Origin of the sequence: Streptomyces sp. NPDC059897 (assembly GCF_042730865.1) — a bacterium.
Taxonomy (GTDB): Bacteria; Actinomycetota; Actinomycetes; order Streptomycetales; family Streptomycetaceae; genus Streptomyces.
Map to the genome: position 1 here is coordinate 12,153 of NZ_JBHWKQ010000012.1, position 15,045 is coordinate 27,197.

The window sequence follows — 15,045 nt, forward strand, 5'->3', positions numbered from 1 at the left end:
CTACTTCCCGAGCCGCTCCGCCAGCTCGGCGCGGCGCGCGAGGACGCCGCCCTTCAGCTCCTCCATCTCCCGCAGCGCGTCCCGGCGTTCACGCTTGGCGAGGCGGTCGATGTAGAGGCGGCCGTACAGATGGTCCGTCTCGTGCTGGAGGCAGCGGGCGAAGTAGCCGCGGCCCTCGACGGAGATCGGGTTGCCGTCCTTGTCCTGGCCGCGCACGACGGCGTGCTCGGCGCGCGCCACGGACTTGTAGGGGCCCGGCACGGAGAGGCAGCCCTCCATGTCGTCGACGAGCCGGCGCTCCGCCGGGGGCTGCTCGTCGAGCACGGGGTTGCAGATGTGGCCGGTGTGCCGCACGCCCCAGTCGTCCTCCATGTCGTAGACGAACAGCTGGAGGTCGACGTCGACCTGGTTGGCGGCGATGGCGGCGCCGTGCGCCACGTGGTTCGTCGCGAACATGTCGTCGATCAGACGGTCGAGCTCCGGCGTGCCGAAGAGGGCGTCGGTGACGGGGGCGCAGCGGCGGCGCAGTACGTCCTCGCCCACGATGGTGATGCGCCGGACCGTTCCACGCGCGACCTCCGGTGTCAGCTGGCCATCACCCATGCCGATTCAACCTCTCGCATCCGCCCACCACTTGACGACCGCCCACCTTAACGGGGCGCCCGCCCGCCCCCACGCCACGGGGCTCCGCCCCGGACCCCGCTGCTCAAACGCCGCAGGGGCTTGAAATACCGACTCCCGCCGCCGGTCCGGCACATGAGGGTGCGAAGTCACCACATTCAAGCCCCGCCGGCGATTGAGGCGCGGGGTCCGGGGCGGAGCCCCGCGGGCGGAGGACGGGTGGCCTCACTCCGCGTCGGCCGTCTTGCCCGTCAGGGCGGACAGCGACGCCCGGACGTGTTCCATGTGCGCGCGGAGCTCCTCCCGCTGCTCCTCGTGGCCCTCGAGGATCGACTCCGTCTCCCGCTCGATCCGCTCCGCCCGCGCCCGCGCCTGCGCGAGCAGCTCCGCCGCGGCGGCCTCCGCGTCCTCCTGGCCGTGCCGCGCCTCCTCCTCGGTCTCGCCGAGCGCCCGCTTCGCCCCGGAAAGGCGTTCCTCCGCCTCGGCGACGGCGCCCGCCTCCCACGCCTCGGACGCGGCCACCTGCTCGGCCGCCTCCCGGTCGGCCTCCTCGGCCCGCTCGGCGTGCTCCTTCGCCTGGGCGGCGAGGTCCGCCTCCGTGCGCTCACGCATCGCGCGCAGTTCCTCCAGGGCCTCGCCCCGGGTCTCCTTCGCGTCGCGCCGGGCGGACGTCCGGATGTCGTCGGCCTCCGCCTGCCCGGCCGCGATGCGCCGCTGCGCGTACTCCTCGGCCTTGGCGCGCACCTCGTCGGAGTGCGCCTGCGCGTCGTCCCGCGCCTCGTCGGCGGCCGCCCGCGCGGCGTCGGCCTCGGCCTGCGCGTCGTCCCGCGCGGCGCCGCGCACGGCGGTGTCCTCCTCCTCGGCCAGTTCGAGGAGGTACTGGGCGCGCTTGCCGAGCGACTCGTACGTCTGCGGGGCGAGGTTCGCGACGGCCTCGCGCAGCCGCTCCGCCTCCTCCTCCATCTCCTTGGCGAGGACGGTCAGGCGCGCGGCCCGCTCCCAGGCCTCGTCCCGTTCCCCGGAGAGCGTGGCGGCGGCGGCCTCCACCTGCTCGGGCCGGTAGCCCCGGCCCCGTACGACGACGAAGCCGTACTGCGACGACTCCGCTCCACCCGCACCGCTCATCTGGATCCCCTCTCCGGCAAGGCACCGACCCGCACCAGCAGGCCCGATCTACGACATTTTGCGCGATTGGCGCACATCTTGATGGAACAACCGGAGGCGGCCACAATCCGACACACGTGACACTCAGGTCGACCCACTCGGTCCAGGATGCGTCAATTGCCGTCGAAAGTCGGAATCGCCTTGTCCTCGCGCAGTGCGGTGAAGAGCTGATCGGCCTCGCTCTCGTTCCACATCACCACGTCCCCGGCCCCCGAAACATTGGGCTCACTGCCCACAGGAACGGTCGTCGTCGCGGCCGGGTCCGACATTTTGACACCCATGTTCGCCAGCGCCGCGACCCCGGTGTCCTGGTCGACGGTCAGCGCGTCGAGCGAGGCGCTCATGAACGGGACCAGGTTCCACGGCGGCACCAGCACCCCCGGGCTGAGCGCCTTGGCGGCGATGGCGTCCACCAGCTGCTGCTGCCGTTTGACGCGGCCGAGGTCGCCGGTCGGATCGGAGTAGCGGGCACGCGCGAACTGCAGGGCCTGCGTGCCGTTCATCGTCTGGCAGCCCCCGTCGAAGTCGGCGCCCGACTTCTCGTCGTGCAGACCGCCGTCCGCCACACAGATCTCGACCCCGCCGAGCGAGTCCACGACATCGACAAGACCCAGGAAACTGACCTCCGCGTAGTGGTCCATGCGCAGCCCCGTCGACTGCTCCACGGTCTGCGTGAGCAGCTTCGCGCCGCCCACCGAATACGCGTAATTGATCTTGTTCTTGCCGTAGCCCGGGATCGAGACGTACGAGTCGCGCGGGATCGAGACGAGATACGGGCCGTTGTCCCCGTAGTGCAGCACCATGATCGTGTCGGTGCGGTTGCCCTCGTCGTTGCCGACGTGCAGGTCCTTGCGCTGTTCGGGCGTCAGGTTCTCCCGCGAGTCCGAACCGACCAGCAGCCAGTTCGTGCCCGCGCCCGCCGCCGGACGACCCTCGTAGTCACTGAACGCGTCCGTCGTCTGCAACCGCGAACCCGCCCAGAAATACAGGCCGACCCCGTACGCGGCGAGCACCACGAGGACGACGAGCAGGGTCAGCGCGAGCCGCCTGGGCCAGCGCCGCCGCGGCCGCGTCGCCCGCACCGTCGTCGGCTCACTCCACTCACCAGCCATGTGCGCATGATCGGGGCGCCCGACCGATCCCGCAGGTCGAGCGCCCCTCACATCCGTACGTACGCGCCTACAGCAGGCCGTCCCACATCTGCTCGAGCAGCACCGACCACCAGGTCTCGGGCGAACCGAGCGCCGCCGAGTCGATCGCGTTCAGCTCCGCCTGGAAGTCGACGGTCCAGCGGCCCGCCTGCTCCTGGTTGAGCCCGAAACGCAGCCGCCACATCCGGCCGAGCAGCGCGAGGGACCGGGCGAACTCGGGCAGCCCGCTGTTCACGAACTGCGGCGGAGCCGGAGCCCCGTCGGGCCCGGCCTCCACCGGCACGGCCACGATGTTCGCCGTCCCGTACTGCACGCACAGCGCCTTGCCGAAGTCGCTGCCCATCACGAGGTACGAGCCCGCGTCCGACGCCGCCTGCACGCCACGCTCCTGCGCCAGCTCGGCGAGCGTCGGCACGGGGCGGCCCGGCTGGGCCTGCGCCCAGAAGAACGGCCCGAAGTCGGACGGCAGCCCCGCCACGACGAGCGTGTGCGCCACGGTGTCCGGAACGCCCTGCCGCGACACGGCCCGCTGATCGAACCTGAACACACCGGGGCCGAACGCCGCCGCCAGCTCCTGCGCGATCGCCTCCGGCGCGGCCGGGGGCGCGGGTTGCCCGGGCCGCAGCGGGGCGCGCACCGGGGCCGGACGCGCCGGTCCGTCGGCGACCTGGTGCAGCTCGCCCTGGTGCGCGAGAAGCTGCTGCATGCCCTGCTGACGGCTCGCGTGATCGGTGCCGTACGGCGCGATCGACGTGATCCGCGCCTGCGGCCACTGCTCCTTGATCATGCGCGAGCAGTACGCGCCCGGCAGCGAACAGGACTCCAGCTCCGTGTGGAGTTCGAGGACCTGGTCCGGCGGGATGTTCATGCCGCGCAGCTCGTGGAAGATCTGCCACTCCGGGTGCGGCGTCCCCGGCGCGGACCGCCGGATGAGCTGCTGCTCGGACCCGTCGGGCGCGCGGTAGCGCAGCACGGCCTGGTACCCGGGCCCCACGGTCGGCTGGCTCGTCGGCGGGGCGGGCTGCTGGGGCTGCTGCGGCTGCGGATATCCGTACGCCGCCGGGGGCGGGCCCGGAACCTGCTGACCGGGAGCCGGCGGGGGCATGGGGCCGGGCGGCGGGGGCTGGTGGCCACCGGGGGCGCCGGGAACGCCGGGCGGCGGGGGCGGGCCGGGCGGCGTCGCTCCGGGGCCCTGCGGGGCGGGGCCGGACAGCATCGTCGCCGCGTGGTGCACGCCCTCGCCGGGAGAACCGGGAGCACCGGGTGCGCCCGGAGCGCCAGGAGGTGGCGGCGGGCCCGGGATGCCCGGAGCGCCGGGAGGCGGCGGGGTCTGGCCGGCGGGGCCGCCGGGGCCCTGCGGGGCGGGGCCGGACAGCATCGTCGCCGCGTGGTGCACGCCCTCGCCGGGAGAACCGGGAGAACCGGGTGCGCCCGGAGCGCCAGGAGGTGGCGGCGGGCCGGGCGTTCCGGGCGTCTCCGGCTGCCCGTTCGGGGCGGGCGCGGACACCATCTGCGTCGGCACGTAACCGCCCGCCGGGGCGCCGGGCGGTCCCGGCGGCGGCGGGGTCTGCGCGCCGCCGCGCGGGGGCTCCGCCTTGCTGGTCGCGGCGTTCGCGATGTCACCGGCGCCGGGCGCGAGCGGCCGGCCCGCGGCGTCGCGGCCCTCGGGACCCTCCTGCGGACAGCCGTACGAAGCACCCGGAGGCGGCGGCCCGGGAATCGCGGTCCCCGGCGCGGGCGGCGGGAACGAGGCCCCGCCCGCACCCTGCGGATACCCGTACGAAGAAGCCGGGGCGGGCGGCGCCGACGGCGGCTGGGCGGCGGCGTCGGGCGGACCCTGCGGGAAACCGTACGACGGAGTCGGGGGCGCGGCCGGAGGCTGAGCACCCGCGTCGGGCGCGGCCTGCGGGAAACCGTACGAAGGAGCCGGCGGCGCCGCCGGAGGCTGAGCACCCGCGTCGGGCGCGGCCTGCGGGAAACCGTACGAAGGAGCAGGCGGCGCGGGCGGCGCCGCCGGCGGCTGGGCGGCCGCGTCGGGCGGGCCCTGCGGACGGGCGTACGAGATGGGGACGTCCGACGGAGGCGGCGGCGGGGGCGGCGGGATCGCGCCCTGCGGATAGCCGTACGAGGCCGGGGCCGCGGGAGGCTGGGCGGGCGCCGCGTCGGGGGCGCCCTGCGGGTAGCCGTACGGCGCCGCCTCCGGCTCCTTGTCCAGGGCCGGGGACACCGCCGTCGGCGGCAACCGGCTGCCGCCCACGATGCGGGCCGTGTGCGCGTCCGGCACGACACCGGGCGGCGGCGCGTCCTCGGCGAGCGGCGGCGAGAACACCGTGTCGGGCAGCGGGACCGAACGGTCCTCCTCGTCGCCCACCCCGTTCGTGTCCGTACCGGCCCACGGCGTCGCGTCGACCGGAAGCGGCGGCACGGCATCCTGCGGCTCGGCATCCCGGGGCTCGGCAAGCGCCGCAGCCGGAATCGCGTCCGCGGGCGTCTCACCGGCCGCCGACGAAGCGGCCGCGGCCGGAGCCACCGGCCCCGACTCGTCCGCCTTCTTGTCCGCCGCCTCCTGCAACCACTCCGGAGGAGTCAGCAGGAACGACGTCTGATTCAGGTCCATCGGCTCCGGCGGCTTCGCCGCCTCCGGCCCGACCGGCGCGTCCGGCAGCCCGTACTCCTCCTCGTACCGCCGGATCACCTCGCCCACCGGCAGCGAAGGCCACAGCGAGGCGTCCCCGCTGTCCCGCGCGATCACGAGACGCTGCCGCCCGCCGTCGGACTGCGGACCGGCCTCCCGGTCCTCCGCCCACACGACGAAACCCAGCTCGAACTCCCGGACCCGCACCTCACGATGCTGGTACGCGGGCACGTCCCCGTTGATCCATTCCTCGGCGCGCTCCTGCGCCTGCGCGAACGTCACCATCGCGAGCTCACTCCCCACCGGCGACGGGGACGGCACGCGCGAAGCCGCCGTCCACCATCAGATTCGCCACCGTCTCCAACTCCGGCGGACTGCCCGCGAGCCGGGACAGAAAACCGTCGAAGTCCGCACCACAGGGCAGCAGCAGCCGCTCCACCCGCTCGGCCACCGGCAGCTCCGCCGTCGCACCGCTGTCCCGCGCGTCGTCGTACGCGCAGAACCACACCGAACCGACCGCCTCGCCCCGCACCTTCACGGCGAGCAGCCCGCCCTGCACGAACGCGACCCCCAGATAGTCCTTCGTCAGGTGATCGCGCAGACACTTGTTGACATACACCAGGTCGTTCACGGCCGCCTCGTCGCGCACCGTGAAGAACGGCTGATCGACCAGCAGACCCAACTCGGCGTCCAGACCCGTCCCGACGGGCGCACAACCGCCGCCCGCCTTCAGGAACGAGCGGTACGCCCCCGGCAGCCGGTACCCCAAGTCCTCCTCCGCGGAAAGCACTTGGCTCTCCGACACCGCGACCCCGGACTTCGGCAGACCGAAGTGCACGGGCCGCGTGTCCTGCAACGGCCGCGTGCCACGCTTCTGCTGGTCCACCGCCGCCGTCGCGAGACCGCCGTGGTGCCGCAGCAGCGCCTTCACCTCGACCGGGACCAGTTCGAGGCGGCGCGAGCCGCGCGCGTGGTGCCACGTCCAGCCGTGCGGGGTCGCCACCGGCGGGATCGTGTCCCACAGTTCGTGCCCGGACGCGGCGAGCGCCGCGTTCGCCGACACGTAGTCCGTCAGCCGCAACTCGTCGACACCGAAACCCTGCGGCGGATCGGCGATCTCCGCCACGGCACGGGCATACGGGGCGAAATCCGGAAAACCGTCACCGTCCACGCGAACCCCGCGCGGATGACGGGCGGCACGGACCGGGTCCGGGAAGTGCACGACCTGCCCGGCATAAGCCGCGTTCGGCGGCGCGGCCTGCTGCCCGAGCCGACCTGTCGTCATGGCTGTTGCCCCCTGCGGCGCTGGTGACGGATGCGGATCTGTCCCGGGGCTGTTCCGGGTCTGTTCCGGACCTGCTCCTGATCCGTACGAATCAAACGACAGCCTATGCGGTTGTGCGACACCGGTCACCGGGCCTCCGGTTCCATGACCAGCAGTCACCCGAGGATCACCACGACGTGACGATCGGGCGTGACACGCGCCGACATCGGGGTCCGACTTCCACACCCGCGGGCCCGTTTGGCAGTCTGTGCAGGCAACCAGGGGGATTGCAGTGGGGAACTGCAGGAGGGGAAACAACAGATGCGCAGCGGTACCGCAGAGGAAACTGCACCCGCGGACGAGCAGCCCGGCGACGACCCGCGCGTCGGCTGGAGCGCCACCGACGACGGCGCCGTCCCCACCCTTCGCGTGCGCCGGGACGGCATACTCCCCACCGTCGCCGCCGCCCTCTCCGTCCGCGGCACCACCCTCACCGCCACCGCGGCCCGCGGCGAACGGGCCCCGGACCTGCACCCGTTGGTCCAGGACTTCCTGGATACGCTGACCAGCGCGCAACGCGACCGCTTCACCGGGCGCTGCGCCGAGACCATCCTCGTCTCCCGGCACCTCACCACGAGCGACACCGAGCGCACCGAGAAGTCGAAGCGGGCCCGCCGCAGGCCCATGACCATCGGAGAGGCCCGCAAGGCCCTCAAGCAGTCCAAGCTCACCACCCGGCGCATCCGCGAGGACGGAGACCCGCTGCACGGCGGATTCGCCCGCCCCTGCCGCGCCTGCACCGCGCTGACCGCCCACTTCGGCGTCCACGTAGTGGCCCCCGAAACGGACAGCACCCCGCACGACGACAACGAGGCCGCGCACTGATGCCCCACCCCACCTCCCAGGACGCCCGCTTCTCCGACCTGGTCGACGCCACGCTGCGCGTCGCCGGGTGGCAGCCGGGCCGCTGGGACATCAAGCAGGCGGAATTCTGGGCGGACGCGCTGCGCACCCACGTCTCCCCCGCGGGCCACCGCCACTCGGTCTTCCCCGCGGCGGTCGAGGCCTGGGCCGAATTCGGCGGCCTCCACCTCACACCCACGGGCCCCGGCCGCCACATCGCCCCCGCCCAGCCACACCTGGACCCCCTCCACGGCCTCCACGCGGCCCGCACCCTCGGCGACCTCGGCCGCGCCCTCGACACGGAACTCGCTCCGCTGGGCGCCGAGTCGGGCACGGAAGCCCTCCTGGCCATCGACACGGAGGGCCGCATCTACGCCCTCGACCACAGCGGCGACTGGTACCTGGGCCCCGACATGGACAACGCCCTCGCCACCCTGATCACCGGCCTCCAGCCACCACGACTGTCCCCTCCGGGGTAGCGGGGGGGGCGGTCCCCCTGCGGGGCTGCTGGGTCTGCCCGCTGCGGCGAGGGGACCGGGCCGTCCGCGTTACGGTGCGGCGCTCTTGGGCGGCGCCACCCACGCGGCACAGGGCTCCCGGACGACGACGCATCCCCCGCCCATCTCCCACCCACCCGCCCCCTCCGGGGGCGTCGGCCTCACGGGTGCCCGGTGCCGGGTGCCGTCACCGACTTGTGTGGTCCGCCGCCCACCACGGCTCACCACCCGTGACGGCCGACCGCCCCCGCCTCGGGCAACCCGCCACCCCGGCTCCCGGCCCCGTAACGACGGCCCCACCCGCCTTGGGCAATCTGCCGCCACCACGCCTCCCCACCCGCTGCGGCCGACCGCCCCCGCCTCGGGTAACCCGCCACCCCGGCTCCCCACCCGTGGCGCTGGGCCGCCACCGCCTTGGGCAATCTGCCGCCACCCCGGCTCCCCACCCGTGACGGCCGACCACCCCCGCCTTGGGCAATCTGCCGCCACCCCGGCTCCCCACCCGTGACGGCCGACCGCCCCCGCCTTGGGCAATCTGCCGCCTTGGGCGGCAGGGTGGGCAAGGCGGCCCCCGGTGCCGCGCACCCATGACGACGGGCCACGACCCCGGCAAGAGCCCCGGCCACCGGTGCCGCGCGATCAGAGCGACGGGGCCACGACACAACGACCGGCCCCCGGACGGGCCGAAGCCCCCGGAGGGGGCGGGTGGTGGGAGATGAGCCGGCGACGACGAACCGGCGCCGCGCAACCGCCACACCCGACACCACCCCCGGCGCCGCGCCGCGAAACGGCCAAGCACCGCCCCGGCCCACCTCAAAAGACCCCGGCCCCGCGCAACACCACCCCACCCGACAGCACGACCCCACCCACCGCCGGAGGCCCCCGCCTACGACGCCGCCGGCAGCACCGCCGACACCCGAAACCCACCCGCATCCGTCGGCCCCGACACGAACACGCCGCCGAGCCCCGCCACCCGCTCCTTCATGCCCACCAAACCGTTTCCCCCGGACGGCAACCCGGCCGACGCGGCAGCCCCCGGCTCCGGCGGCGCATCGTTCTCCACCTGCATCGCCACCTCCGCCCCCCGATGCGCGAGCCGCACGTACGTCTTCGCACCCGCCGCATGCTTGTGCACGTTCGTCAACGCCTCCTGAACCACCCGGTACGCCGTCTGCTCCACCACCGCCGCATACGCCCGCACCTCACCCTCCACGGACACCTGCACCACCATCCCGGCCGCCCGCGACTGCTCCACCAACTCCTCCACCTCGGACAGCAACGGCCCCCCGTCCACCTCCGCCTCGGCCCGCGAGGCCGCCGCCGCAGCAGCCACCCCCACCGCCTCCAACGGCAACCGGTCCGCACGCCCCGGCACCGGATCCCCGGCCCGCAGCACCCCCAACATCTCCCGCAGCTCGGTCAGCGCCTGCCGCCCCATGTCCCCGACCAGCGCCGCGTTCTTCACCGCCTTCTCCGGGTCCTTGCGCGCAACCGCCTGCAACGCCGCCGCGTGCACCACCATCAACGACACCCGGTGCGCCACCACGTCGTGCATCTCCCGCGCGATCCGCGTCCGCTCCTCGCCCCGCGCCCACTCGGCCCGCTCCTCGGCCCGCTCCGCGAGCAGCCCCAGCTCCCGCTCCAACGACTCGTTCCGCTCCTGCAACGAATCCATCAGCCGGCGCCGCGCCCCCACGTACAACCCGAGCAGCAACGGCGGAGCCGTCACCCCCAGCGCCGTCGTGATCGCCAGGAACGGCACCACCCAGTTCGCCACCTGGAACGTGTCCGCGTGCGCCGCCGAATCCTGCTGCACCCGCACCACCGACACGATCAACGTGCCCAGGAACGACATCCCCGCGAGCGCCCCGATGATCCGCCGCGGCACCTCCGACGCCGCCAGCGAATACAGCCCGACGACGGTCAGCAGCACGCCCATCTGCGCCGGCGTCACCGCCACCGAGATCAGCACCACCGCGATCGGCCACTGCCGCCGCAGCACCAGCGTCGAACCGGTGAGCACCCCGAAGAGCACCCCTACCCAGACCGGCAGACCGGCCTTGTGCGCGAACGGCACCCCCTCCACGGCACACTCCACCGCGGACGCCACCGCCAGCACCACATCCAGCGCGACGGCCCTGCGCCGCGCCCACCACCACGGCCCCCCGGCCGCGACTCGGTGAACTTCCCCCGCTGTGGTCATGCCTTCCAGACTACGGGCGACGAGTGCCCGTTTTCCGGTGAGTTTCGACGCCCCATGCCTGTGGACAACCGACGCGTTGTGGATAACTCGACCACACTTCCCAGCGAACCCCCACGGAACACCCGCCCGGCGCCCCGGCTCCACCGGAATCTGTGCCCATGACGCACACCACAGGCAAGTACGCCGACTTCGAGTCCCTCCGTGAGCAGGCAATCGCGCTGCGCCGCCAGGGGCTCAGCCTTCGCCAGATTCGCAACGAACTCGGGGTCTACAACAACGACCTCCTCAACCGCCTGGTGAAGGGCGAGCCCGCACCGGAGTGGACCAAGCGCCCCAACGCGAAGGACGACCTCCGCGCGAAGGCACGTGAACTCCGGCTACAGGGGTGGACATACGACCAGATCGAGGAGGAGCTGGGGTGCTCCCGGAGCTCGGTTTCCTTGTGGGTACGAGACCTGCCGAAGCCGAAGCCGCGCTACACCCCCGAGGAGCAACGGGCCCTCATGAACGCCGGGCTGGCTCGGCTCCGCTCCGCCCAAGATGAGGCCCGCGAGGAGACCAGGCGCTCGGCCAGCAGGGAAATCGGCAAGATGACCGAGCGCGAGCTGTTCCTCACGGGCATAGCTCTGTACTGGGCAGAAGGGTCCAAGAGCAAGCCGTACGCCCGTCGGGAGCGGGTGGTATTCGTCAACAGCGACCCCGGAGTGATCAGGGTCTACCTGGCCTGGCTGGACCTTCTCGACGTCGACCGCGCGGACCTGCGCTACCGGCTGCTCATCCACGAGTCAGCGGACATCGAGTCCGCCCACCAGTTCTGGGCAGACGTGGCATGCGCCGACGCCACAGAATTTGACAAGCCAACGCTCAAGCAGCACAACCCGAAAACCGTCCGCAAGAACACCAACGACGACTACCACGGATGCCTCGTCGTCTCGGTTCTTCGCAGCGCCCAGCTCTACCTGCGCATCGAAGGTTGGTGGCACGGGATCGTTCTTGGCAGTCAGCCCGAAACAGGTAAGGTCTGACGCAGCGATCCGCCGTAGTGTAATTGGCAGCACGTCATCTTTTGGTGGTGTTCGGTCTAGGTTCGAGTCCTAGCGGCGGAGCTGCCACGGGCGGGGCCCACCAAAACTGGTCGGGCCCCGCCCCCATGCCCGGCCCAAAACGCCCCGGTATCCTGCGGATGTCCACCCCACAACGCATCCGACGCCGAAGGGCCCACCCGTGAGCAGCGCCAACACCCCGGCAGCCGTCGTCGTACTCGCAGCGGGTGAGGGCACCCGTATGAAGTCGGCCACGCCGAAAGTCCTGCACGAACTCTGCGGCCGTTCGCTCGTCGGTCATGTGCTCGCCGCCTCCCGTGAGTTGGAGCCGGAGCAGCTCGTCGTGGTCGTCGGCCACGAGCGGGAGAAGGTCGCCGCGCATGTGAACGCGATCGACGCCGGCGCCCGTACCGCCGTGCAGGCGGAGCAGAACGGCACGGGGCACGCCGTGCGGATGGGGCTGGAGGGCCTCAACCCCGACAACGGCCTGGACGGCACCGTCGTCGTGGTCTGCGGCGACACTCCGCTGCTCACCGGCGGGACCCTCAAGGCCCTGTCCGCGACGCACGCCGCCGACGGCAACGCGGTGACCGTGCTGACCGCCGAGGTCCCGGACGCGACGGGCTACGGGCGGATCGTCCGGGACAACGTCTCGGGTGCCGTCACCGCGATCGTCGAGCACAAGGACGCGACCGAGGCGCAGCGTGCGATCAGCGAGATCAATTCGGGGGTCTTCGCCTTCGATGGCCGCCTGCTGACCGAGGCGCTGAAGCAGGTGCGTACGGACAACAGTCAGGGTGAGGAGTACCTCACCGACGTGCTCGGGATTCTGCGTGAGGCGGGGCACCGGGTCGGTGCGTCCGTGGCCGCCGACCATCGTGAGATCGCCGGGATCAACAATCGGGTGCAGCTGGCCGAGGCCCGCCGCACGCTCAATGACCGTCTTCTCGAGCAGGCGATGCTCGCGGGCGTCACGGTCGTGGACCCGGCGAGCACGTTCGTCGATGCCACGGTGACGTTCGAGCGGGACGCGACCGTGCTGCCGGGCACGCAGTTGCACGGCGCCACGCATCTCGCGGAGGGTTCCGTTGTCGGTCCCAACTCGCGTCTCACGGACACCCGCGTCGGCGCGGGGGCCCGGGTCGACAACACGGTCGCGTACAGCTCGGAGATCGGCCCCGAGGCGTCCGTCGGGCCCTTCGCCTACCTTCGCCCGGGCACGCGGCTTGGTCTGAAGTCGAAGATCGGGACGTTCGTGGAGGCGAAGAACTCGTCGATCGGTGAGGGGACGAAGGTGCCGCATCTGTCGTACGTGGGTGACGCGACGATCGGTGATTTCACCAACATCGGTGCGGCGAGTGTCTTTGTGAATTACGACGGGGAGAGCAAGCACCACTCGGTCGTCGGGTCCCACTGCAAGACCGGTTCGGACAACATGTTTGTGGCTCCTGTCACTATCGGGGACGGTGCGTACACCGCCGCCGGGTCCGTGATCACGAAGGACGTACCGGCCGGTTCGTTGGCCGTGGCGCGGGGCCAGCAAAGGAATATCGAGGGTTGGGTGGCCCGAAAGCGTCCGGGGAGCGCGGCCGCCAGGGCGGCGGAGGCGGCGTCCCGGAACCCGGAAACCGCTGACTGACGCGGTCTGACCGGAAACAGGTGCGCCCGACACGGCGTACCGTGATAGGTGCTCACGATTCGCCTGGCTCGCTGCTAAAGGGACGCGCGGGCAGCTGCGGCGGACGAACTCGTCTGAGGAGACTAGTGCTGTGACCGGGATCAAGACGCAGGGCGAGAAGAAGTTGATGCTCTTCTCTGGCCGCGCCCACCCCGAGCTTGCCGAGGAGGTCGCGCACCAGCTCGGTGTCGGGATCGTCCCGACCAAGGCGTTCGACTTCGCCAATGGCGAGATCTACGTCCGCTACCAGGAGTCCGCTCGCGGCGCCGACTGCTTCCTGATCCAGAGCCACACGGCTCCGATCAATAAGTGGATCATGGAGCAGTTGATCATGATCGACGCGCTGAAGCGCGCGTCGGCCCGCTCCATCACCGTCATCGTGCCGTTCTACGGTTACGCGCGGCAGGACAAGAAGCACCGTGGGCGTGAACCCATCTCGGCGCGTCTGGTCGCGGACCTGATGAAGACCGCGGGTGCGGACCGCATCCTGACGGTCGACCTGCACACGGACCAGATCCAGGGCTTCTTCGACGGCCCGGTGGACCACCTGTTCGCGCTGCCGATCCTGGCGGACTACGTGGGCGCGAAGGTGGACCGGAGCAAGCTGACGGTCGTCTCCCCGGACGCCGGCCGCGTGCGGGTGGCGGACCGCTGGTGCGACCGGCTCGGTGCGCCGCTGGCGATCGTGCACAAGCGCCGCGACAAGGACATCGCGAACCAGGTGACGGTTCACGAGGTCGTCGGTGACGTGAAGGGCCGCGTCTGTGTGCTCGTCGACGACATGATCGACACGGGTGGCACGATCTGCGCCGCTGCCGACGCCCTGTTCGCGCACGGCGCGGAGGACGTCATCGTGACGGCGACGCACGGTGTGCTGTCGGGCCCCGCCGCGGACCGTCTGAAGAATTCGAAGGTGAGCGAGTTCGTGTTCACGGACACGCTGCCGACGCCGGGCGAGCTGGAGCTGGACAAGATCACGGTCCTGTCGATCGCTCCGACGATCGCCTCCGCGGTGCGCGAGGTCTTCGAGGACGGCTCGGTGACCAGCCTCTTCGAGGGCGAAGCCTGATCTTGAAGTAGAAGATCCATTTGGGTGCGGCCTCCCTCGCCGAGTAGACTGTCGGAGTTGCTCGGCGAGGGAGGCCGTACTTTTTTGTACGGCGATCCGTTATCGACGCGCTCTTCGTAGCAGGCCGTTCGTGGCCGGGTGACCATTTCCCTAGTTCTACGAGGAGTTGAAGAGCATGTCCGAGGTCAAGCTTTCCGTCGAGACCCGCACCGAGTTCGGCAAGGGTGCCTCCCGCCGTCTGCGCATGGTCGAGAAGGTTCCGGGTGTCGTCTACGGCCACGGCAACGACCCGCAGCACATCGTGCTCGACTCGCACGCCCTGATGCTGGCCCTGCGTACGCCGAACGTCCTGATCAACCTGGACATCGACGGCAAGAGCAACGAGCTGGTCATCCCGAAGTCCGTGCAGCGTGACGCGATCACGAGCTTCCTGGTCCACGTCGACCTGCTCCAGGTGAAGCGCGGCGAGAAGGTCACCGTCGAGCTCCCGATCCACACCGAGGGCGAGCTGGCCCCGGGTGGCAACCTGCTCGAGCACGTGCTGAACACGCTGTCGGTCGAGACCGAGGCCACGCACATCCCCGAGTCGGTCACCGTCTCCGTCGAGGGCCTCGAGGCCGGTGCCTCGGTCCACGCCAAGGACATCGCGCTGCCCAAGGGCACCACGCTGGCCACCGACGAGGACGCCGTCGTCCTGCAGGTCCTGGCCGCGCAGGCCGAGGAGGCCCCGGCCGAGGCCGAGGGCGACGAGGCCGCCGCGGAGGCCTGAGCCTTCAGGGTCTGACCTGTACGGGGTGGTGGGCGCGGCCCACCACCC

12 protein-coding genes and 1 tRNA gene are annotated in these 15,045 nt (G+C 71.8%); 7 read left to right on the forward strand and 6 right to left on the reverse strand.

Going from position 1 to position 15,045, the window contains the following annotated elements; all coding sequences use genetic code 11:
* The 5 genes from def to ACFV9W_RS15695 all read right to left on the reverse strand — a co-directional run bounded on the left by def (position 1) and on the right by ACFV9W_RS15695 (position 6,856).
* On the reverse strand, positions 1-603 hold the full coding sequence (def, locus tag ACFV9W_RS15675; protein WP_385760432.1) for a peptide deformylase: 603 nt from the start codon (positions 601-603) through the stop codon (positions 1-3).
* Between the two features lie 243 nt (positions 604-846).
* Positions 847-1,746, reverse strand: coding sequence for a cellulose-binding protein (locus ACFV9W_RS15680; protein WP_385760435.1), 900 nt, complete (start codon positions 1,744-1,746; stop codon positions 847-849).
* A gap of 152 nt (positions 1,747-1,898) precedes the next feature.
* The gene (locus ACFV9W_RS15685; protein WP_385760437.1) at positions 1,899-2,897 is read right to left on the reverse strand and encodes an LCP family protein; all 999 of its coding nucleotides are present in this window, start codon (positions 2,895-2,897) and stop codon (positions 1,899-1,901) included.
* 67 nt (positions 2,898-2,964) lie between these two features.
* The gene (locus ACFV9W_RS15690; RefSeq protein ID WP_385760440.1) at positions 2,965-5,856 is read right to left on the reverse strand and encodes an SUKH-4 family immunity protein; all 2,892 of its coding nucleotides are present in this window, start codon (positions 5,854-5,856) and stop codon (positions 2,965-2,967) included.
* A 7-nt stretch (positions 5,857-5,863) separates the two neighbouring features.
* Entirely contained in the window at positions 5,864-6,856 is a 993-nt protein-coding gene (locus ACFV9W_RS15695) for an SMI1/KNR4 family protein (RefSeq protein ID WP_385760442.1), read from the reverse strand.
* A gap of 300 nt (positions 6,857-7,156) precedes the next feature.
* Between ACFV9W_RS15695 and ACFV9W_RS15700 the strand changes: the two genes are divergently transcribed.
* Complete coding sequence (locus ACFV9W_RS15700; protein WP_385760445.1) at positions 7,157-7,720, forward strand: YwqJ-related putative deaminase; 564 nt, start codon at positions 7,157-7,159, stop codon at positions 7,718-7,720.
* Positions 7,720-8,217, forward strand: coding sequence for an SUKH-3 domain-containing protein (locus tag ACFV9W_RS15705; protein WP_385760448.1), 498 nt, complete (start codon positions 7,720-7,722; stop codon positions 8,215-8,217). Before ACFV9W_RS15700 ends, ACFV9W_RS15705 begins: the two co-directional genes overlap by 1 nt.
* A 904-nt stretch (positions 8,218-9,121) precedes the next feature.
* Here the strand turns inward: ACFV9W_RS15705 and ACFV9W_RS15710 are convergent.
* Positions 9,122-10,438 (reverse strand): sensor histidine kinase, encoded by a 1,317-nt coding sequence (locus tag ACFV9W_RS15710; protein WP_385760451.1) that lies wholly within the window; start codon positions 10,436-10,438, stop codon positions 9,122-9,124.
* Positions 10,439-10,596: 158 nt separating this feature from the next.
* Between ACFV9W_RS15710 and ACFV9W_RS15715 the strand changes: the two genes are divergently transcribed.
* From ACFV9W_RS15715 to ACFV9W_RS15735, 5 genes are all read left to right on the forward strand, one after another.
* Complete coding sequence (locus ACFV9W_RS15715) at positions 10,597-11,463, forward strand: helix-turn-helix domain-containing protein (RefSeq protein ID WP_385760454.1); 867 nt, start codon at positions 10,597-10,599, stop codon at positions 11,461-11,463.
* Positions 11,464-11,471: 8 nt separating this feature from the next.
* Positions 11,472-11,544, forward strand: a tRNA-Gln gene (locus tag ACFV9W_RS15720).
* 118 nt (positions 11,545-11,662) lie between these two features.
* On the forward strand, positions 11,663-13,120 hold the full coding sequence (glmU, locus tag ACFV9W_RS15725; protein ID WP_385760457.1) for a bifunctional UDP-N-acetylglucosamine diphosphorylase/glucosamine-1-phosphate N-acetyltransferase GlmU: 1,458 nt from the start codon (positions 11,663-11,665) through the stop codon (positions 13,118-13,120).
* 130 nt (positions 13,121-13,250) lie between these two features.
* Positions 13,251-14,228: a ribose-phosphate diphosphokinase gene (locus tag ACFV9W_RS15730; RefSeq protein WP_385760460.1), complete on the forward strand. Its 978-nt coding sequence runs from the start codon at positions 13,251-13,253 to the stop codon at positions 14,226-14,228.
* Positions 14,229-14,403: 175 nt separating this feature from the next.
* On the forward strand, positions 14,404-14,997 hold the full coding sequence (locus tag ACFV9W_RS15735) for a 50S ribosomal protein L25/general stress protein Ctc (RefSeq protein WP_385760464.1): 594 nt from the start codon (positions 14,404-14,406) through the stop codon (positions 14,995-14,997).
* The last annotated feature ends 48 nt before the right edge of the window (positions 14,998-15,045 follow it).